The organism is Corynebacterium sp. HMSC034E11 (assembly GCF_001835905.1).
Classification (GTDB): Bacteria; Actinomycetota; Actinomycetes; order Mycobacteriales; family Mycobacteriaceae; genus Corynebacterium; species Corynebacterium coyleae.
The window spans coordinates 1-18,577 of the sequence record NZ_KV826401.1; the positions used below are offsets into that span (position 1 = coordinate 1).

Here is an 18,577-nt window from a genome sequence, read left to right on the forward strand (position 1 = left end):
GCTGACTGGGATTAAGTTACACACACCCAAACATAAACACAAACCCGCAGGTTACTGCGGGTAAATGCCTAGTCGTTAACACGTTCTACATGACCCCCAAGCCTGTTGAGGTTCTCAACAAACTCCGGGTAGCCGCGGTCGATGTGGTGCACATCGTGAACTGTGGTGACGCCGTCTGCCACAAGACCAGCCAAAACTAGACCGGCACCTGCACGGATGTCCGAAGACCACACGTCGGTTGATGACAGGCTTTCCACGCCTCGGATCATTACGTGATGGCCGTCGACGTTGGCGTCGGCACCAAGGCGCATCATTTCGTCGACAAAGCGGAAGCGTGCTTCGAAGACATTCTCAGTAATGACGGAAACGCCGTCTGCCACTGCAGACAGGGCGATCGCCATCGGCTGGAGGTCAGTTGGGAAGCCCGGGAACGGCAGCGTCTGATAGTCGACGGCTTTCGGGCGTTGACGCATTTGCACGCGGAAGCCGTTGTCGTAGGTCTCCACCTCGGCACCCGAGAGCTTCAACTTCGCCAATGCGAGGTGCAGGTGACCAGGCGCGACGCCGGTAACGGTGACATCACCCTGCGTCATGGCCGCGGCATATGCCCACGTGCCAGCGACGATGCGATCGCCGATCACCGTCCGTTCAGTGGGGTGTAGTTTCTCCACACCGTCGACGGTGATACAGGATGTGCCGGCGCCAGTGATATTCGCGCCCATTGCGTTGAGCATGTCGCAAAGATCGACGATCTCGGGTTCACGGGCGGCGTTATCCAGGGTCGTACGACCTTCCGCAAGCACTGCTGCCGTGACAATGTTTTCGGTAGCGCCGACCGACGGGAAGTCGAGCTCGATTGCGGCGCCGCGGAGCTTCTCAGCACGTGCAACAACCGCGCCGTGTTCGATATGGGTCGTCGCACCGAGCTTTTCCAACCCTGATTGATGCATGTCCAGAGGGCGCGAACCGATGGCGTCGCCCCCTGGGAGCGCAACGTACGCCTCAGTACACCTTGCGACGAGAGGCCCCAGCACCGCCACAGAAGCGCGGAACTGTCGGACCGCGTCAAAGTCGGCATGTGGGGACAGTTCAGCGGGTGTTGTGATGCGTACGACATCGCCTTCAATCTCCACTTCACAACCAAGGCCGACGAGGACGTCGCCCATGAGCGGGACGTCGAGAATCTCAGGGCAGTTGCGAAGTGTCGTCGTGCCCTCGGTCAGCAGCGCTGCTGCCATAAGTTTGAGGACACTGTTTTTCGCACCCCCGACGTGCACTAGGCCTTCGAGTCGCGTTCCACCTGTGACCAAAAAACGTTCTTTCACGCCCACAACAGTACCGAACTCTGCGGGGCGCTCCAGAACGTCAAGGGTTAGGGAAGCGCGCCAATACGGCGTGCCGCGTTCACCGCTTCATAGCGGGTGTGAGCACCAAGCTTGCGCATCACGCTTCGCAGGTAGGACTTCACCGTCTCCGCACCGATCCCCATCTCTTCGGCCGCTTCAACGTTGGTGTGACCCAGCGCCACACAGGACAGCACGTCAAGCTCGCGGGCGGAGAGCTTCGTGGTCTGCTTCACGCGCACTGGGGAAACCAGCTGCTCGCAAAGCTGCTCAAGTTCCTTGCGCAGGTCTTCGTCGTCGACACGGTTGGTCAACATGCGCAGCTTCGAGTGGGTGGAGCGCACCTGCTCCCATTCGGCACCGCTCATCTGACGGCCGCCCTTGGCGCCTGCACGGTCGCCAGCCCCGTCGCCTGAGCGCAGGGCTGCATTGACTGCCAGTTCTTGCTCGAGGCAACGCGCAGTCATCGTGACTTCCTCAATGACCTTTTCGCCGAGGCGAACCGGCGAGTGAACACCGACGTAGAGGACGCCACGTACCTCACGGTTAACAATGACGGGCACAGCCACGATCGAGTGCAGTCCTTCGTCCTGGATCTGCTTGTCGTACTCGTGGGAAATCGTGTTTGCACGTGTGTAGTCGGAAACACCCGCGGCGCGGCGAGTGTTCACCACACGACCACCGACACCGGTGCCGGCATCGAGGGTGAGGTTCTGCAGCGCAGGGGTTCGCAGTCCGATCCACTGGGTGATCTGCAGTCGGTTTTCCGCAATGAGGGTTCCGTACATGGCAACGGGGATGCCCGTTGTGGTTTTCAAAGCGGTGAGTGCCGCACGGATCGCATCGTCGTCGTCTTTGATGCGCTGCGCGTCCATCGTCATACCTGTTTGCCTTCCACGAACCGGGGTCACCCGTTTGGGCTCACCCGGAGTTGAACTTGGCCGAAAATCTTCACCATCATAACGCGCGAACGGGGGTAGCAAAATTTAGCCCCGCCGATATGGAGCCACAGGAAAGTCGAGCCCAATCGGGCAAGTCGCAATTTCAAACCCTCCCCCGTACCTATCGGTTCAGTAGATCTATACCGCCCTGTCTAGCGTGGCGTGTATGCTGTCTGGCAGCAACTCCAACAATCAACGTGTTTAAAGGAGCATCATGGCGAAGATTGCAAAGAACGTCCTCGACCTCATCGGCGGCACCCCGCTCGTGGAGCTGCAGGGCATCACCGAGAACTCGAAGGCTCGAGTTCTTGCAAAGCTCGAGTTTTACAACCCTGCAAACTCGGTCAAGGACCGCATCGGCAAGGCAATCATCGAGGCTGCCGAGGCCTCCGGCGAGCTGAAGCCTGGCGGCACCATCGTCGAGGCAACCTCCGGCAACACCGGTATCGCACTCGCTCTCGCGGGTGCAGCGAAGGGCTACAAGGTCATCCTGACCATGCCGGAGACGATGTCCACCGAGCGTCGCGTGCTGCTGCGCGCGTACGGTGCGGAGATCGTGCTTACCCCGGGTGCCGCTGGCATGAAGGGTGCTGTGGAGAAGGCGAACGAGCTCGTCGAGAAGAACGAGGGCGCTATCCTGGCCCGTCAGTTTGAGAACGAAGCAAACCCGAAGATCCACTACGCCACCACCGGTCCGGAGATCTGGAACGACACTGACGGCGAGGTTGACTTCATCGTCGCTGGCGTTGGTACCGGTGGCACGATTTCGGGCGCTGGCAAGTACCTCAAGGAGCAGAAGGCTGATGTGAAGGCCGTCGCGGTTGAGCCGGCTGCTTCCCCGCTGCTGTCCAAGGGCGAGGCTGGCCCGCACAAGATCCAGGGCCTCGGCGCAAACTTTGTACCGGGCACGCTGGACCGCACGGTTGTCGACGAGATCATCGCTGTCAGCAACGAGGATGCCGTGTCTACTTCTCGCGAACTGGCGATCAAGGATGCGATCCTCGGCGGCATCTCTGCCGGCGCGAACGTGAAGGCCGCTCTCGAGCTGGCTGCTCGTGAAGAGAACGCGGGCAAGACCATCGTTGTGATCATCCCGGACTTCGGCGAGCGCTATGTCTCCACGATCCTCTACGAGGACATTCGCGACTAATCTGCTTATCGACGACTCCCCTCCCCGCCACCACACCATCGCTGGCAGGGAGGGGAATTTTTATTGTCGGCCCAAATGAACAGGTTGGTACACTGCACGCCATGCTTTCTATGGCCAAATCTGTGGTGTCGACCATCCGCGAAGATCTAGCCAACGCCCGCGATCATGATCCTGCGGCGCGAGGCGATGTTGAGAACGCTGTTGTCTATTCCGGGTTGCATGCCATTTGGATGCACCGTGTCTGCCACGTCATGTGGAAGCGCGGCTGGAAGGGCGCGGCACGTATTTTGGCGCAGGCCAATCGTTTCCTTACCGGTATTGAGATTCACCCGGGCGCGACGATTGGGCGCAAGTTTTTCATCGATCACGGTATGGGGATCGTGATTGGGGAGACCGCGGAGATCGGTGACAACGTCATGCTCTACCACGGCGTGACGTTGGGTGGTCAGGTGCTTACGCAAACGAAGCGTCACCCGACGGTGTGCGACAACGTCACTATTGGCGCTGGCGCGAAGGTGCTCGGCCCCGTGGTTATCGGTGAGGGTTCCGCTGTCGGCGCGAATGCGGTTGTGACGAAGGATGTGCCGCCCCATTCGATTGCCGTGGGGATTCCGGCGAAGATTCGCCCCCGGAAGACGGATGAGCGGGCGCGTTTGGTGGACCCGGACTGCTACGTCAACAAGGGCGACTACATCATTTAGTCTTCGGCCGCGACGAGGTCGGCGTATTCGGGGTTGCTTTCGATGTAGCGCTCAACCGCCGGGCAGGTGGGGGTAACCAGCATGCCGTCGGCGCGTGCGTCGTCGAGCGCGTATTTCATCAGAGGCTTGGACAGGCCTTGTCCGCGGAACTTCGGATCCACCACGGTGTGTGGCAGGTCCCGTACACCGTCTTGGTCGGTGTAGGTGGCGTAGCCCGCGACCTCGTCGCCGACGAGGATTTCGTACTGGCCTTCTGCCTCGTTCTTGCGCACAGTGTTTTCAGGTGTTGCAGACATGGGCCCGACTATAGCGCGAAACGCCCCTTCCGCATTATTGCGAAAGGGGCGTTTCTGATGTGGCCAGAGCCAGGATCGAACTGGCGACCCCACACTTTTCAGGCGTGTGCTCTACCAACTGAGCTATCTGGCCAGAACCTTACGGTTCTGCGACCCTGACGGGACTTGAACCCGCGACCTCCGCCGTGACAGGGCGGCGCGCTAACCAACTGCGCCACAGGGCCGATATGTTGTTATTTCGCACTCACTTCAGTGTGTTCACACTGTCGCTTGCACGAGTTGATACATTACACAGACCTCACCATGGCAGACAAATCGCCTGCTCAATCACTATTTCAGGGCGTTGCTTTGCGACGATTGCGTGCACGGCATCGTCGCAAAGCAAAACGCCCCGAGGAAAACCTCGGGGCGTGATGGCGACCCTGACGGGACTTGAACCCGCGACCTCCGCCGTGACAGGGCGGCGCGCTAACCAACTGCGCCACAGGGCCGTACCCCCAACGGGATTCGAACCCGTGTTGCCGCCGTGAAAGGGCGGAGTCCTAGGCCTCTAGACGATGGGGGCGCTGAAAAGACAGCCCGCTCATCATAAGCTAGGTACGGCATTTCCTCCAAATAGCCTGCTAGCCCGGCAAAATGAGCAGACTGAATGCCATCACAATCATGCCGACAATCATCCCGTAAATTGCGGTGTGGTGTTTGCCGGTTTGGATGGCTGTGGGCAGCAGTTTGTCCAGGCTGACGAACACCATGATGCCCGCGATTGCAGCGAACGTGATGCCGAGCGACTGTGGCCCCAGGAACGGCTGGAGAAGCAAATACCCCACGATGGCACCCAACGGCTCCGCTAGGCCCGACAGGGTGGCCCACCAGGCGGCTTTGCGGCGGGATCCGGTGGCCTCTCGCATAGGGACCGCGACCGCGATGCCTTCCGGGATGTTGTGGATCGCAATCGCCACCGCGAGAGGGACAGCAAGGGCTGGATCCGCGAGCGCTACAGCAAACGTGGCAAACCCTTCCGGGAAGTTGTGGATGGCGATGGCAACGGCACTGAGGACACCCACGTTGCGTAACTGTGCTTTACTGACCCCACTTTCCGAGGGTTCTTCGTGGGGGTTGATCTCTTCGGGCACGAGGCGGTCGATAAGCGCGATCAGCCCGATTCCCGCGAAGAAGGCGACGGTGCCCCAGAGTTCCGCACGGGGACTGCCTGCTTCAGCGAGCCCCTCGATTCCTTGAGGCAGCAGCTCAACAAACGAGATGTAGACCATCACACCGGCCGAGAATCCAAGCGCCCCAGCGAGAAAACCCGCGCCCGGAGCACGTTTCAGGGCGACGATCAGCCCGCCGAAGCCAGTGGATAGCCCGGCCAACAACGAGATCCCCAAGGCGATGCCGACGGCCGTGGGCGTTGCGGTACTGATATCCATACGCGCAGGTTAGCTGGTTCCACCTTGTGGCACTCGCAAACCCATCAACCCGGCACAGAAGGGGGCCCAAGAACGCGAAAAGCCCCGGCGTTAGCCGGGGCTTACGGTGGGCCCTGTGGGGATCGAACCCACGACCTGCGGATTAAAAGTCCGTAGCTCTACCAACTGAGCTAAAGGCCCGCGGGGGCCAAGTGTAGCCCCCATGTGCGCGCGTGCGGTAATCGCCCTGCACGCGCGCCGGAAGGAGGCTTTAGCTCTCCTTCATCATGGTGCCAGTCTCCTGGATGCGGGTGTGGAAGTCGAAGGCGTGGCGCAGGTCGTGCGGGGTTGCCTGGTACTTGCACTTCGCGGCGAGCTCGACGTACTCCTCCAGCAGCGGACGGTACTGCGGGTGGGCGATGGAGATCATCTTTGCAACGCGGTCACGCGGCGCGAGGCCACGCAGGTCGGCGACACCGTACTCGGTGATGAAGACCATGGCGTCGTGCTCGGTGTGGTCGACGTGGGAAACCATCGGCACGATTGCAGAGATGGCGCCATCCTTGGCCACGGACGGGGAGATGAACGAGGAAATGTAGGCGTTGCGGGTGAAGTCGCCAGAGCCGCCCAGGGCGTTCATCAGACGGGAGCCGTTGATGTGGGTGGAGTTGGCGTTGCCGTAGATGTCCGCCTCGATCATGCCGTTGGAGGCGATCAAGCCGGTGCGGCGGATGACCTCCGGGTGGTTGGAGATGGACTGCGGGCGCAGGATGATGGACTCGCGGTAGCGGGATGCCTCGTTGTTCATCTTCTCTGCGTACTCGGGCGACAGGGAGAAGGAGGTTGCGGAGGCGACGGTCATCTTGCCGGCGTCAATCAGGTCGACCATGCCGTCCTGGATGACCTCGGTGTAGGCCTGGATGCTCTCAAACTTGGAATCCATCAGTCCTGCCATCACGGCGTTCGGGACGTTGCCCACACCGGACTGCATGACGTAGCCGTCGTAGGTGAGGCGGCCGGCCTTGACTTCGTTCTCCAGGAAGTCGAGGAAGTTGCCTGCGATCTGCTCGGAGACCTCGTCCGGTGCCTTGAACGGTGCATTGCGGTCAGCGTCGTTGGTCTCGATGACTGCGACGACCTTCTCCGGGTCGATCTCGATGTAGGTCTTGCCGATGCGGTCGCCGGCCTTGGTGATCGGGATCGGGATACGGTTCGGCAGCGGCGGCACGAGCCAGATGTCGTGCATGCCCTCGAGCTCCTCGGACTGCCAGGAGTTGACCTCGATGATGATCTTCTTAGCTGCGTTGAGGAACTCCACGGAGTTACCAACAGAGGAAGACGGGACGATGTTGCCCTCTTCGGTGATGCGCACTGCCTCGACGATGGCGAGGTCAACGTCACCGAAGAAGCCCTGCTCGACCATCATGCCGGAGTGGGACAGGTGAATGTCCTGGAACTTCATCTCGCCAGCGTTGATCTTGTTACGCATGGTCGGGTCAGACTGGTACGGCATGCGGTAACGCAGCGCGCCTGCCTCAGCGAGAACGCCGTCGCACTCCGGTGCCGTGGAGGCGCCGGTGTACAAGTCGATGGAGAAGTCCTGCCCCTTCGCATGGGCGGCCTTTGCCTTTTCTGCGATTGCGGCCGGCATGGCCTTCGGGTAGCCAGCACCGGTGAAGCCGGAAGTACCAACCTTGTCGCCGTGGTTGACAAACTGGACGGCCTCTTCGGCGGTCATGACCTTGTCACGCAACTTGGCGGAAGCAATACGATCGCTCATGTGATCTCCCTCAATCCTGTTAAATCCGTTCAGGTAACACCCCCACCATATTGTGACCCATCACTCATTGCCATGAGGGTGTGTGGTCTCGTCGCAAAGCAAATGCTTATCGACGCCCAAATCACCCCCGAACGGGCGTAGCAACCACGATTGGACGGGGCGACAACGGGCGTGAACAATAGGCAGAACTATGACTACCGCAGCCCCCGCCTTAACTATCGGCGGCATTGATCTGAACTCCCCCGTCATCCTCGCGCCGATGGCCGGGGTGACCAACATGCCGTTTCGTGTGCTGTGCCGGGAGATCGAGGAGGAACTCACCGGCACATCCTCGGGGCTGTACGTCTGCGAAATGATCACGGCGCGTGCGATGGTGGCTCGCAACGAGAAGACGATGCACATGACCACCTTCGCGGATGTGGAAACGCCGCGGTCGATGCAGCTGTACACGGTGGACCCCAAGTTCACATATGAAGCCGTGCGGATGATCGTCGAGGAAGATATCGCCGATCACGTGGATATGAACTTCGGCTGCCCAGTGCCGAAGGTCACGCGCAAGGGCGGAGGCTGTGCGATCCCATACAAGCGGCGTCTGTACGGCAACATCGTCGACGCCGCGGTGCGCGCTGCGGAAGGCTCGGGCATTCCAATTACGGTGAAGTTCCGCATCGGCATTGACGCAGACCACCACACGCACCTGGACGCTGGCCGCATCGCCGCCGAAGCAGGCGCCGCTGCAGTGGCACTGCACGCCCGTACCGGCGCCGAGCGATACTCGGGCGCTGCGCACTGGGACGAAATCGGCCGCCTTGTGGAGCACATGGACGGTACCGGTGTGCCGGTGATCGGCAACGGCGATATCTTCGCCGCCGACGATGCGGCGAAAATGATGGAGCAAACCGGCTGCCACGGCGTGGAGGTCGGACGCGGCTGCCTTGGGCGCCCGTGGCTGTTCGCGCAACTGGGCGCGCAGTTGCGCGGCGAGGAGATCCCGCCGGAGCCAACGTTGGGCAAGGTAGCCAGCATCATCTACCGCCACGCAGAACTGTTGGCAGAGCACGACGGCGAAGAGCATGCATGCCGCGACATCCGCAAGCACACCGGCTGGTACATGCGCGGTTTCCCGGTTGGCGGCGAGTTCCGCAAGTCGCTCGCCCAGGTGACTTCGCTCGCGGAGTTGAAGGAGCGCCTGGCTCCCATCGCTGATTCTGAGGAGATGGCCGAACATGCGGACGACGCGCGTGGCCGCCAAGGTTCTGCCGGCAAGATCGCCTTGCCGGAGGGGTGGTTGGACGATCCAGAAGACGACACCGTCCCTGAGGGCGCAGAAATTGAGAATAACGGTGGCTAACTGCGAGCGCGTAGCATGAAGCGCATGCTGAGAGCCGCCTACCGAGAGACTCTGGAGGCCTTCAACCAGGACCTCATGACCATGTGCGACACGGTGCGCACAATCATGGGGCACGCGTCGAAGGGTCTGCTGGAGCAGTCACTCGATGACGCCGAAACCGCCCTGACACTTATCGACGAACTCAAAGAAATCGGCGAGCGTTGCGAGGAACGCAGCATGCGCCTGCTCGCACTGCAAAACCCTGTGGCGACAGATCTACGCCAGGTGCTCGCCGCCATCCACCTAGTGGAATACTTCGAACGCATGGGTTCGCTCGCCCGCAACATTGCTGTCCTGGTGCGCCAGCGCCACCCCGCGTCGGTGTATCCGCCGCCGCTGCACGGCTACGTCGAGGAAATGACCCGGTTGGTGGCTGCGATGGGTGCCACCACCCGAGCATTGTTGGATGATCCGGATCCGGATGTGGCAGTTGAGCTGCACACTATCGACGAGGGCGTCGACGACATGCGCGCGTTCTTAAGCACGTTGGTCTCCGACCGGGAGTGGGAATACTCCACTCGCGAGGCCGTCGACCTGTCGATGATTTCGCGCTACTACGAGCGCTACGCAGACCGCTGCGTAGATATTGCCGGCCAGATGGTGTTCCTGGTGACCGGTTTGCGGCCTGAGGCGTACTTGCGCCAGCGGGACGAACCGGATTACGAGAATCTGGAGAAGTTCGCCACCATCGAGCGCAAGTTCCGCAGGCCTTAGCCGAAGCGGCCGGAGATGTAGTCTTCGGTTTCCTTCTGCTCTGGGTTTTCGAAGATGGTGGTGGTGTCGTTGAACTCCACAAGGTGGCCCGGGCGGCCGGTGGCCTCGAGCGAGAAGAACGCGGTTTTGTCGGACACGCGCGCTGCCTGCTGCATGTTGTGGGTCACGATGACAATCGTGTACTGATCCTTCAGTTCGTGGATCAGGTCCTCCACGGCAAGGGTGGAGATGGGGTCGAGGGCGGAGCACGGCTCGTCCATAAGCAGCACCTCTGGACGCACGGCGATCGCACGAGCGATGCACAGGCGCTGCTGCTGGCCACCGGAAAGGCCGCCGCCCGGCTTGTCCAGGCGGTCCTTTACTTCGTCCCACAGGTTCGCACCGCGAAGGGACTGCTCAGCTACTTCCTTGAGCTTCTTCTTGTCCTTCTCCCCCGCCAGGCGCAAGCCGGCGACGACGTTGTCCTCGATGGACATCGTTGGGAAGGGGTTTGCCTTCTGGAACACCATGCCGATGGTGTTGCGCACGGCAACCGGGTCGACGTTCTTGCCGTAGATGTCGTGGCCGTCGAGAAGAATCTGGCCCTTGACGGAAGCGCCGGGGATGACTTCGTGCATGCGGTTGATCGTGCGCAGCACGGTGGACTTACCACAGCCGGACGGGCCGATAAACGCGGTGACCGACTTGGAAGGGATTTCCATGTTGACGTTCTGCACGGCGTGGAAATCGCCGTAGTAAATGTTGACGTCGTTGAGTTCGAGCTTGGTGGACATCTGTGAGTTCTCCTGACAGGGACGCGGGCGGGATGGTTACTTCTTGACCGAGAAGCGCTTTGCGATGAAGCGTGCGAGCAAATTCAACGTGACAACGAGGATGACCAGCGTCAGTGCTGCGCCCCAGAGTCGGTCGTTGGCCGGGCCGGTGGCACCGGACTTCCACATGTCCAGCATGTACAGCGGCAGCGAGGACTGCGGCTTGTCAAACATGTCGAACCAGTTAATTGCGGGGGTGGAGCCGACGAGGATCAGCACCGGTGCGGACTCGCCCATGACGCGGGCGATTGCCAGCATGATGCCGGTGACAATGCCCGACAGGGCGGTCGGCAGCACGATGCGCATGATGGTCTTCCACTTCGGCACACCGAGTGCGTAGGAGGCTTCGCGCAGGTCCATCGGCACGACGCGCAGCATCTCTTCGGTGTTACGCACAACGACCGGCACCATGAGCAGGATAAGCGCGAGCGAAACGGCGAAGCCGGAGCGCTGCTGGCCAAGGATGGTGATCCACAGGGCGTAGACGAACAGTGCTGCAACGATCGACGGCACACCGGAAAGGATGTCCACCATGAAGGTGGTGAGCCGGCCCAAACGGTTGCCGTTGGAGTATTCAACCAGGTAGATCGCGGTGAACACGCCGATCGGGATGGAGAACAGCGACGCAATCAGGGTCTGCATGAGCGTACCGATGATCGCGTGCAGCGCACCGCCGCCCTCTTTGGAGGCGCGGACGCCGACCATGTCGGAGGTCCACCACGCCGGGTCCACGATGGCGTGCCAGCCACGCGAGACCACGGTAAACAGCAGCCACAACAGCGGAATAAGTGCGAGGAACATGCAGAACCACATCAGCCCACCCATGATGGAGTTGGTGGTCTTGCGGCCTGCGGCAATGTCGATGAATGGGTTTTCGGGGCGGGCTGTCTCAGCCGGTTTGGATACTGCAGTAGACATGTTTCGCTCCGCTCCTTACTTCTTGTTGACGATCGCACGCGCGATCGAGTTGACGACGAAGGTCAGCAGGAACAGCACCAGGCCTGCTGCGATGTAGGCGCCGGCGGACACCGGGTTGTTGAACTCGGCTGCGGCGTTGGCGATGGCGGTTGCGAAGGTGGTGCCGCCGTCGAAAAGCGAACCGCGGAAATCGTTCGCCGGTGCGACCGCCATGTACAGCGCCATGGTCTCGCCCAGTGCGCGGCCAAGGCCGAGCATGGAGCCTGCGATGAAGCCGGACAGACCGAACGGGATGACGGTCATGCGGATGACCTCCCAGCGCGTCGCACCCAGTGCCAGCGCGGACTCGATCTGTCCCGGAGGGGTCTGCACGAAGATCTCGCGGGCGGTTGCGGCGATGATCGGCAGGATCATGATGGCGAGCACGATGCCACCGGTCATGACGTTGCGGGCCGTGGAGAACGGCGGGGAGTTTTGGTAGGTGGCGAACAGGAAGAAATCGCCACCCCAGCCGTTGACCCACTCGTAGAACTTGCCCAACTTCGGGCCAAGCACCTGTGCGCCCCACAGGCCGTAAACGATCGACGGCACGGCTGCGAGCATGTCCACCAGGGTGCCCAGCGGGCGCACGAGGCGCTGCGGGCAGTAGTTGGACAAGAACAGTGCAACACCGAGGGCGACCGGCATCGCGATGATCAGCGCGATGATGGAGATGGTCACCGTGGAGAAGAACAGGTTCGGAATACCGAACTGCATCGCGTCCAGGTCTGCGGTCTGCCACGGTCCGCCGTAGGTGAAGAAGCCGAGCACGCCGCCGTCGTTACGCATCAGCGGCGGCAGCGCCTGCGCGAGCAGGAAGATACCAATGGCAGCAACGAGAACGGTGATCAGCGTTGCAGATGCTGTGGAGAAGATTTCGAAGAACCGGTCTCCGGGGCGCTTCACGCGTCCGGAGTTCCGTGCGGTGCGTTCCGCTACCGCAACGTCATTGTCAGCCATGTGCTCGGATCCTTGAGATAAATGGAGAGAAACAGGGGTGGTCTACAGCAATCAACCCCCGATGTCACTGTGTTCAGTCGGGGGTCGTTCGCTAGTTGGCCTTACTGGATGGCGTTGATCGCCTCGCGCAGACGCTCAGCGTGTGCGCCGGTGACCGGGATGAAGCCCTCAGCCTCGAGCTCTGCATCCTGGTGGTCGAGGGCGATGTTGAGGAAGTCCTTGACCATCTTGGAGGTTGCCTCGTCGTAGCCGGCGGAGCAGACGATCTCGTAGGTGGTCAGCACCAGCGGGTAAGCGCCGGCGGTGTCGGTGGAGAACAGGGCGTCAGCGTCGACGACCATGTTGTGGCCCTCGGTCTTGAAGGACAGGTTGTCCAGGGTCTTCGCCACGGACTCGTTGGTCAGCTCGACCGGGCCGTTGCCGAAGTCGATGTTGGCCTTCTTGTCAGCAAAGCCGGCCTCGACGTAGGTGATGGAACCTTCGGTAGCGGAGACTTCCTGTGCCACACCGGAGGAGCCGTTGGCGCCGGTGCCCACTGCGTTCGGGAACGCCTTGCCGGAGGACTCCCACTTGCCGTCGGAGGCAGCTGCGAGGAACTTCTGGAAGTTGTCGGAGGTGCCGGACTCGTCGGAGCGGTAGAAGACGTTGATCGGGGTGTCCGGCAGTTCAACGCCCGGGTTAGCCTCGGCGATCTTCGGGTCGTTCCAGGTCTTGATGACACCCTGGAAGATCTCGACGATGTTGTCCACGGTGAGGTTGAGCTCGTCGACACCCTCAAGGTTGTAGGCGATAGCAACCGGGCCGATGACGAACGGCAGGTGCCAAGCCTCGTTGCCGCCACATCGCTGTGCAGCAGCCTCAACCTGGTCGTCCTTCAGCGGCGAGTCAGAACCTGCGAAGACAGCCTGGTTGGCAATGAAGTTCTTCTGGCCTGCGCCCGAGCCGGACGGGGTGTAGGCGATGGAAGCGCCCGGAACCTCTGCGGAGTAGACGGAGGCGAAGTAGTCGATGGCGTTCTGCTGGGAGGATGCGCCCTCAGCGAGGATGTCACCCTGCTGGCCGTAGAGCTCGTAGTCGCCCTTTTCGGCCGTTGCGGTGGATTCCGCTTCGGTACCTGCTGCACCTTCGGTGTCGTCGGAGCCGCCGCAAGCGACGAGGGTGGCGGAGGAGGCTGCTACGACGCCGATGACTGCGGCGGTGCGCTTGAAGTTACGAATCACGGGGAACCTTTCAGGTATTTAACTGTTCGGTCCGGAACACCAGGCAGATGTCCGATCACTTACGACACAAAACGTAGACAGCGCCGGTTAATCCCTGGTTGCTGATTGGGTGAACTATTGGTGAACTCGTAAAATCCTGGCTAACACCGCAGGTCAGTCGCTATTTTTTGGAGGTCGGTTTGTAAACCACGTGGCGCTCGCGAGTATCGAAGCCGAGCTGGCGGTATCGCTTTACCGCCGGCTCGTTGTCGCCTTCGACATAGAGGATGACCTGCGAGGATCCGCACTCCGCGAGGTAGTTCAGTCCGGCCTGAATCAGCGGTCCCCCCATTCCCTCCCCCCGGTGCTTCGAGGAGAGGCCGACGACATAGATTTCGCCGGTGCCATCCGGGTGTCGTTTGGTCCAGTGGAAGCCCGCAATCTCATCGCCGGCGACGAGGAACCACACGCCGTCGGCGTCGAACCAGTCGGTGTCCATCGCCCGGTGCAGCTGCGCGACGTCCCACCCGCCTTGCTCCGGGTGCCAGGAGAACGCGTCGTTGTTGACCTCGAGCCATTGCTTATCGACGACCTCACGCCCCCACCGCGACACCAACTCCGGGTACTGGACGAGCTCGTAGCCCTCGCACACTTCCGCCTTCACGTCAGCATCCAGCGCAGTCCCCATGACCAGCAGTTCTCGCACTGGCTCCATCCCGAGGTCGCGTGCCATCGCCTGCGCTGCAGGCAGGTCACCATGGGCCCAGAAGCCAGCGTCGGCGTTGCGCTCCAGCACAGCCTGAACCAGGGCACGGCCGTAGCCGTGGCCGCGGTGCTCGGGATGGACGGCCAGCTCGGTGGAGCCGTCTTCTGCAATGCCGGCGACCGCCACGGTCTTATCGCCGGTTTTGGCGATGAGGTGGGTGTGGTTGAGGGTGTCGTCGAAAAGCCCGCGCTCGAACGCCTCGGAGAACGCGGCGACGCCGTCTTCGGATTGGGCGGCATCCAGAATGGGGCGGACGAGGGTTTCCGGCAGGGTGGCGCTTACGATGTCGACAGTCATGTCTTAGAGGGTACGTCGGAGGGCGGAAACGATGCGGGCACGTGTGAAAGCGGCTGTCGCCGTGGCGGCGGCGCTGGCTGTGTTGGCTGGCGCTGACACGGTCGTAGCCGCGAACGTGGAACGCACCGTCGCCCAGCCCGGCTTCCAGGCATCCGTGGGTGGTTTCCCGTACACGGCGTCGCTGCTCACCGGCAAGGTCGCGCGTGTGAGCGTGGAACACCTCGATGCTGCCGTCGATGGGCCAGGCGTAGCGACGACCGGCGTAGACGTGTTCGACCTCGCCCTCGACAACCCACGCGAAGCGCTTTCGGGCGAGTTCGAATCGGGCACCGCACGCCTTGTGCGCCGCCGGGTGCGCCTCGACGGCGTCGGGTTCGGCACCCTGCTCGGCATCACAGACCTGGACATCGCGAACCCATACGACATCTCCCCCGCAGGCGGGGCCGCAAGCGAGGCCCGGCTCACCGGCACGGTTCCGGGTACAGAAGATCCGGTGACGGTTGTGGTTACGCTGCGCCTGATCGACGGCATCTTCCAGATGCGCCCCAGCAAACTTATCGACGACACCTCCCCCGAAACCCAGGCCGCGTTCACCCTCGACCTCGACACCCGCACCCTACCGTTGGACGGGCCGGCGGACCGAGTGCAGTTGCGCGGTGGTTCGATTGAGTTCTCGCGCGACCGCATCAACACCGCATTTGACCCGGCGGACCTCAACCCCATGGGACAAGCAGCTACCCTTGGACACCATGAGTGAAGAAAAGAACGTAGAAAACACCGCAAACACGCCGAAACCGGCCACCTTAAGCGGCAACGACGCCGTCAACCTTGCGTCCGAGCAGTCCAAGTCGACCGCGCACCGCAATATCCCGACGTTCGACTTTGAGGATTTCCCGCTCGAGGACGACACCGCAAACCTGCGCTTCGGCCCGAGCCTGCACGACGGCCTGCTCGCACTCCTGCCGCTGGTTGGCGTGTGGACCGGCTCCGGCCAGGCCAACGACAACGGCGATGAGTACGCCTTCGGCCAGCGCCTTGTTGTCTCCCACGACGGTGAGAATTACCTCCGCTTCGAGTCGCGCATGTGGCGTCTCGACGAGGACGGCAACGCCACCGGCGCCGACCAGCGCGAGGTCGGCTTCTGGCGCATCTCTCTCAAGGACGAAATCGAGGTGACCCTGACCAACTCCCGCGGTTTGGTTGAGATCATGTACGGCGCGCCTGTCAACGAGCGTGCATGGCAGCTCACCAGCGCCTCCACCATCGCAACGGAGACCGGCCCTGAGTCTCACGGCCCGGGCAAGCGCCTCTACGGCCTGATGCCGAACAACAACCTCGGCTGGGTTGACGAGCGCGCCGTCAACGGCGAGATGGTGCCGTACATGTCCGCAGAGTTGAAGCGCATCGCGGGCTAGGGCCGGTTAGCTCAGCGCCGCGGAAATCAGCTCCTTGATCTCGGCTTCATTGTCGGGAGCGGGGAGCTTTTTGCCGTCCAGGCGCTTGACCCGGGTGGCGATGCGCGTCGAGCTCACCAGCCACACCGACTCCGCCTTGAACAGTTCGTTGAGGTAGATGTCCTTCGCCTTGCACTTCCACCCCTGCTCGGCGGCGTATTCAAACAGGGCGGCTTGGGTGGTGCCGGCCAGCACGCCCGGCCCCGGTGCCGGTGTGCGCAACCGCCCGCCCTTCTTCACCATGACCACCGACGAGGTCACCCCCTCGAGCACGCGTCCGGTGTCGGGGTCGATGTAGATGACATCGTCCGCGCCTCCGGCTTTCGCCCAACGCAGCGCCGCCATCGACGCCGCATAGTTGAGCGTTTTCGCACCTTCGCGCATCCACGGCGCATCGCCCGTGACGGTGTAGCCGCGCGGGGTAGTGAGTACGGACACGCCGCGTTCGCGTTGTGCCAGGGTGTCGTCGTCAAGCGGGCGTATGGTCAGCCAAGCAGTTGCAACGCCGGTGGTTTCACGGCCGCGTGAGAGCGTCCATACGCACTTCGCTTCCACGCCTTCGGTGCCGCCGCGCTCACGGCAATAATCGGCGACCGCCTCCTCGGTGGCGCGCTCCCAGTGGGCCGCGCCCGGCTCCGGCAGATCCATCAGTTCCGCCGACCGGGCGAAGCGCTCGAGATGCTTCTCCAGGTTGAGCGGTTTGCCATCTCGAATGAGGATGCTTTCAAAGATCCCATCGCCGCGCGTGACCACCGCATCGTCCCAGAACACGTGGGGCATGTTGGTGTTTTGGCGGCGTACGGACCCGCCGTACGGTTCGACGAGGTAGATCACGGGCGCAGGCGCGAGCGGTGCAATAGACATAATGCCCCCTATGATAGGCGCCCATGGGTTACGCATCGGTTCTTTTGGCCAAGCCGGGTGCTGCGGAGCTTCCGGGCGATTCGCTTCTCGACGCCACCGGCGTCGCCTGGCACTACGGCGATCCGCTGGGGGAACAACGCAAGGCCACCAGAGATACCGTCGCCGTCGACCGCTCCAACCGCGCCGTCATTGCGGTGTCCGGCCCTGATACGCCGGGTTTCCTCAACAACCTGCTATCGCAAAAGCTTGACGACGCCACCTCCGAGTTCACCGCCTCCGCCCTCGACCTCAACGCACAGGGGCGCATCCTGCACCACGCCGATATCGCCGTAGTCGATGACGTGTTTTACCTGGACACCCCCTCCTACCAGGCAGAAAGCCTGCTGACCTACCTGCAGCGCATGGTGTTCTGGTCCGAGGTGACCGTGGAGCAAACCGACCTTGCTGTGGTCACGCTGCTTGGCCCTGCTGCTGCCCAGGTTGAAGGCGCTGTATTCACTCGCGTGATTGATGGCTGGGGTGGGGCATGCCGCACTGACGTCGCTATCCCCCGCGAGCAACTCAACGCGATCGCCGAACAGTTTCCACTGGCCGGTCTGATGGCGTTTACCGCCCTGCGCGTCGCCGCCGGCGAGCCGGAGCAGCGCGCCGACCTCGACGAGCGCTCCATCCCCCACGAAGCCCCCTACCTCATCAATCGTGGCGACCACATCGGTGCCGTCCACCTGGAGAAGGGCTGCTACCGCGGCCAGGAAACCGTTGCCCGAGTGGAAAACCTCGGCCGCTCCCCCAGGCTTTTGGTCAAACTCCAACTCGACGGCTCTGCCCCCGAGGAGCCGGTGCCCGGTTCGGAGATCACCGCCGGCGGACGAAACGTCGGCCGACTCGGCACCGTCGTACACGATGCCGACGAAGGCCCGGTGGCTCTCGCCCTAGTGAAGCGTTCCGCGTTGGAGGTTCCCCTCGAAATCCAGGGCGCTGCAGCCTCCGTCGACCCCTCCTCGTTGCCACAAGATGAGGGTGAACGTGCGGGCCGCAAAGCCGTTGATCAGCTTCGTCGTGGCGGCATGACGCCAAAATAACCGCAGGTGGGACACCTAAGGGGCATTTTTAAGATACTCAAGCTATAGTGTCCTACAGGAAAATAACGAAGAATCATAAGAGGCCGCCCACACATGGGCCGCCCAGAACCACCTCAAGGGGGTCACGCCATGGGCCGCGGACGCGCAAAAGCCAAGCAGACCAAGGTTGCTCGCCAGCTGAAGTACAACACTCCTGAAATGGATCTCGCCTCGCTCCAACGCGAGCTTGCAGGGAAGACCCCGGGCCGCAGGTGGGATGACGACGACTCCGAGGTGGACGACCAGTACGCCGACTACGCCAACTGGGATGAGGACGACGACCGCTAGTCCACCCTTCACGTAAAAGTGCACCCCGCTCGCTCGGGGTGCTTTTGCGTTGCCTGGGGCCTTCTGCGCTTCTGCTCGACGGTCCTAGCCTGCTGTTTTCCCTGGTCGTCTAGCTCTGTGTTTGTGGAACCAGAC

The 18,577-nt window shown here is 62.1% G+C and carries 19 protein-coding genes and 5 tRNA genes; 8 read left to right on the forward strand and 16 right to left on the reverse strand.

The window, feature by feature from the left end; translation table 11 throughout:
* Positions 1 to 68: 68 nt before the first annotated feature.
* Together murA and ramA are read right to left on the reverse strand one after the other, a co-directional pair.
* The gene (gene murA / locus HMPREF2690_RS06745) at positions 69 to 1,325 is read right to left on the reverse strand and encodes a UDP-N-acetylglucosamine 1-carboxyvinyltransferase (RefSeq protein ID WP_070482168.1); all 1,257 of its coding nucleotides are present in this window, start codon (positions 1,323 to 1,325) and stop codon (positions 69 to 71) included.
* A gap of 47 nt (positions 1,326 to 1,372) precedes the next feature.
* Positions 1,373 to 2,218, reverse strand: coding sequence for an acetate metabolism transcriptional regulator RamA (ramA, locus tag HMPREF2690_RS06750; RefSeq protein ID WP_070423049.1), 846 nt, complete (start codon positions 2,216 to 2,218; stop codon positions 1,373 to 1,375).
* 280 nt (positions 2,219 to 2,498) lie between these two features.
* On the opposite strand from ramA, the gene cysK reads away from it, so the two are divergent.
* A complete protein-coding gene (gene cysK / locus HMPREF2690_RS06755; RefSeq protein WP_070820483.1) occupies positions 2,499 to 3,434 on the forward strand; it encodes a cysteine synthase A in 936 nt (311 codons plus the stop codon).
* A 110-nt stretch (positions 3,435 to 3,544) separates the two neighbouring features.
* Positions 3,545 to 4,135 carry a serine O-acetyltransferase EpsC gene (gene epsC, locus HMPREF2690_RS06760; protein ID WP_070423046.1) on the forward strand — a complete coding sequence of 197 codons (591 nt, stop codon included), beginning with the start codon at positions 3,545 to 3,547 and terminating at the stop codon, positions 4,133 to 4,135.
* On the opposite strand, the gene HMPREF2690_RS06765 is transcribed toward epsC, so the two are convergent.
* The 8 genes from HMPREF2690_RS06765 to HMPREF2690_RS06800 form a co-directional block, all read right to left on the reverse strand.
* A complete protein-coding gene (locus tag HMPREF2690_RS06765) occupies positions 4,132 to 4,431 on the reverse strand; it encodes a GNAT family N-acetyltransferase (RefSeq protein WP_070569045.1) in 300 nt (99 codons plus the stop codon). The two genes, epsC and HMPREF2690_RS06765, sit on opposite strands and share 4 nt — an antisense overlap.
* A gap of 60 nt (positions 4,432 to 4,491) precedes the next feature.
* Positions 4,492 to 4,564, reverse strand: a tRNA-Phe gene (locus HMPREF2690_RS06770).
* 17 nt (positions 4,565 to 4,581) lie between these two features.
* A tRNA-Asp gene (locus HMPREF2690_RS06775) sits at positions 4,582 to 4,655 on the reverse strand.
* A gap of 190 nt (positions 4,656 to 4,845) precedes the next feature.
* A tRNA-Asp gene (locus HMPREF2690_RS06780) sits at positions 4,846 to 4,922 on the reverse strand.
* 1 nt (position 4,923) lies between these two features.
* A tRNA-Glu gene (locus HMPREF2690_RS06785) sits at positions 4,924 to 4,996 on the reverse strand.
* A 58-nt stretch (positions 4,997 to 5,054) separates the two neighbouring features.
* Positions 5,055 to 5,861, reverse strand: a complete 807-nt coding sequence (zupT, locus tag HMPREF2690_RS06790) for a zinc transporter ZupT (RefSeq protein ID WP_070820484.1) — start codon at positions 5,859 to 5,861, stop codon at positions 5,055 to 5,057.
* Positions 5,862 to 5,968: 107 nt separating this feature from the next.
* Positions 5,969 to 6,041: transfer RNA gene (locus HMPREF2690_RS06795), tRNA-Lys, on the reverse strand.
* Positions 6,042 to 6,111: 70 nt separating this feature from the next.
* A complete protein-coding gene (locus HMPREF2690_RS06800; RefSeq protein WP_070820485.1) occupies positions 6,112 to 7,620 on the reverse strand; it encodes an acetyl-CoA hydrolase/transferase family protein in 1,509 nt (502 codons plus the stop codon).
* A gap of 190 nt (positions 7,621 to 7,810) precedes the next feature.
* Here HMPREF2690_RS06800 and dusB point away from each other — a divergent pair, with 190 nt between their 5' ends.
* Both dusB and HMPREF2690_RS06810 read left to right on the forward strand, forming a co-directional pair.
* Positions 7,811 to 8,971, forward strand: a complete 1,161-nt coding sequence (gene dusB, locus HMPREF2690_RS06805; RefSeq protein WP_070820486.1) for a tRNA dihydrouridine synthase DusB — start codon at positions 7,811 to 7,813, stop codon at positions 8,969 to 8,971.
* Positions 8,972 to 8,998: 27 nt separating this feature from the next.
* Positions 8,999 to 9,724 (forward strand): phosphate signaling complex PhoU family protein, encoded by a 726-nt coding sequence (locus HMPREF2690_RS06810; RefSeq protein ID WP_070820492.1) that lies wholly within the window; start codon positions 8,999 to 9,001, stop codon positions 9,722 to 9,724.
* Here the strand turns inward: HMPREF2690_RS06810 and pstB are convergent.
* From pstB to mshD, 5 genes are all read right to left on the reverse strand, one after another.
* A complete protein-coding gene (gene pstB / locus HMPREF2690_RS06815) occupies positions 9,721 to 10,497 on the reverse strand; it encodes a phosphate ABC transporter ATP-binding protein PstB (RefSeq protein ID WP_070820487.1) in 777 nt (258 codons plus the stop codon). The genes HMPREF2690_RS06810 and pstB overlap by 4 nt on opposite strands.
* A gap of 36 nt (positions 10,498 to 10,533) precedes the next feature.
* A complete protein-coding gene (gene pstA, locus HMPREF2690_RS06820; protein WP_070820488.1) occupies positions 10,534 to 11,454 on the reverse strand; it encodes a phosphate ABC transporter permease PstA in 921 nt (306 codons plus the stop codon).
* A gap of 15 nt (positions 11,455 to 11,469) precedes the next feature.
* The gene (gene pstC, locus HMPREF2690_RS06825) at positions 11,470 to 12,453 is read right to left on the reverse strand and encodes a phosphate ABC transporter permease subunit PstC (protein ID WP_083316789.1); all 984 of its coding nucleotides are present in this window, start codon (positions 12,451 to 12,453) and stop codon (positions 11,470 to 11,472) included.
* A gap of 101 nt (positions 12,454 to 12,554) precedes the next feature.
* A complete protein-coding gene (pstS, locus tag HMPREF2690_RS06830; RefSeq protein ID WP_070771617.1) occupies positions 12,555 to 13,673 on the reverse strand; it encodes a phosphate ABC transporter substrate-binding protein PstS in 1,119 nt (372 codons plus the stop codon).
* Between the two features lie 160 nt (positions 13,674 to 13,833).
* Positions 13,834 to 14,715 (reverse strand): mycothiol synthase, encoded by an 882-nt coding sequence (mshD, locus tag HMPREF2690_RS06835; RefSeq protein WP_070820489.1) that lies wholly within the window; start codon positions 14,713 to 14,715, stop codon positions 13,834 to 13,836.
* Positions 14,716 to 14,746: 31 nt separating this feature from the next.
* Here mshD and HMPREF2690_RS06840 point away from each other — a divergent pair, with 31 nt between their 5' ends.
* Together HMPREF2690_RS06840 and HMPREF2690_RS06845 are read left to right on the forward strand one after the other, a co-directional pair.
* Positions 14,747 to 15,472, forward strand: coding sequence for an LmeA family phospholipid-binding protein (locus HMPREF2690_RS06840; protein WP_070820490.1), 726 nt, complete (start codon positions 14,747 to 14,749; stop codon positions 15,470 to 15,472).
* Positions 15,465 to 16,130, forward strand: a complete 666-nt coding sequence (locus HMPREF2690_RS06845) for a heme-binding beta-barrel domain-containing protein (RefSeq protein ID WP_070423035.1) — start codon at positions 15,465 to 15,467, stop codon at positions 16,128 to 16,130. Before HMPREF2690_RS06840 ends, HMPREF2690_RS06845 begins: the two co-directional genes overlap by 8 nt.
* A 6-nt stretch (positions 16,131 to 16,136) precedes the next feature.
* On the opposite strand, the gene HMPREF2690_RS06850 is transcribed toward HMPREF2690_RS06845, so the two are convergent.
* The gene (locus tag HMPREF2690_RS06850; RefSeq protein WP_070423034.1) at positions 16,137 to 17,033 is read right to left on the reverse strand and encodes an aminodeoxychorismate lyase; all 897 of its coding nucleotides are present in this window, start codon (positions 17,031 to 17,033) and stop codon (positions 16,137 to 16,139) included.
* 23 nt (positions 17,034 to 17,056) lie between these two features.
* Here HMPREF2690_RS06850 and HMPREF2690_RS06855 point away from each other — a divergent pair, with 23 nt between their 5' ends.
* Both HMPREF2690_RS06855 and HMPREF2690_RS06860 read left to right on the forward strand, forming a co-directional pair.
* Positions 17,057 to 18,115: a CAF17-like 4Fe-4S cluster assembly/insertion protein YgfZ gene (locus HMPREF2690_RS06855; protein WP_070820491.1), complete on the forward strand. Its 1,059-nt coding sequence runs from the start codon at positions 17,057 to 17,059 to the stop codon at positions 18,113 to 18,115.
* A gap of 129 nt (positions 18,116 to 18,244) precedes the next feature.
* A complete protein-coding gene (locus tag HMPREF2690_RS06860) occupies positions 18,245 to 18,442 on the forward strand; it encodes a DUF3073 domain-containing protein (protein WP_070423032.1) in 198 nt (65 codons plus the stop codon).
* The last annotated feature ends 135 nt before the right edge of the window (positions 18,443 to 18,577 follow it).